1 protein-coding gene is annotated in these 810 nt (G+C 41.0%); it reads left to right on the forward strand.

All coding sequences use genetic code 11. The features are described 5' to 3' along the window. Window positions 1-64: 64 nt before the first annotated feature. A protein-coding gene (locus tag EO766_RS18280) for an IS5 family transposase (RefSeq protein WP_218332181.1) occupies window positions 65-810 on the forward strand; the annotation gives its coding sequence in 2 pieces (ribosomal slippage) (window positions 65-401 and window positions 401-810; 747 coding nt annotated over the 2 pieces). This gene is flagged as partial in the annotation.

Consider the following 810-nt stretch of genomic DNA (forward strand, 5'->3'; position numbering starts at 1 on the left):
TCTCAAAAGTATGTTTTTTGTAATAAATTGAATGAATTTGCCGTTTATAAGAGAAACGACATTTATGGATATCACAAACGAACAATGGGACTTGATCTGTGGGTTGATTGAAAAAAATATTCCGGCCAAAAAGATAGCCGGACGTCCTCGAGTAGATGATAGAGCAATTTTAAATGGGATATTATGGATATGTAGAACCGGGGCACCATGGAAAGACCTGCCAGATCGATATCCACCTTATCAGACCTGTCACCGGCGATTTCAGGAATGGGTAAAGTGTTTGCTATGGGAGCAGATATTAAGTCGCCTGGCGGTGGATTTAAAAACTAGGGGAAAGATTGATTTGGCAGAATGTTATATTGACGGCAGCTTTTCAGCGGCTAAAAAAGGGGCTTTGGAGTTGGGAAAACTAAGCGGGGCAAGGGTACGAAGCTCATGGCAATTGCAGACCGTAATGGTCTTCCTATCGCCATTTCCACACATGAAGCAAGTACCCATGAGATTAAACTCGTTGAAAAAACGATATCAAAACGATTTACGCGAACAAAGCCTAAACGCTTGATTGGGGATATGGCTTATGATAGTGATCCTCTTGATAAAATACTTAAAGGGAACCGCATCAAAATGATCGCTCCACATAAAACCAACCGGGTGAAAAAGGCCACACAGGATAGACGTGAATTACGACGATACAAAAACAGGTGGAAGATCGAAAGAGTCTTTGCCTGGATTCAGCAGTTTCGACGTTGTCAAACAAGATTTGATTACTATGATGCTAATTTTCTCGGATTTGTACAATTAGCTTGTACA

The organism is Hydrotalea sp. AMD, assembly GCF_004100315.1.
Lineage (GTDB): Bacteria > Bacteroidota > Bacteroidia > Chitinophagales > Chitinophagaceae > Hydrotalea > Hydrotalea flava.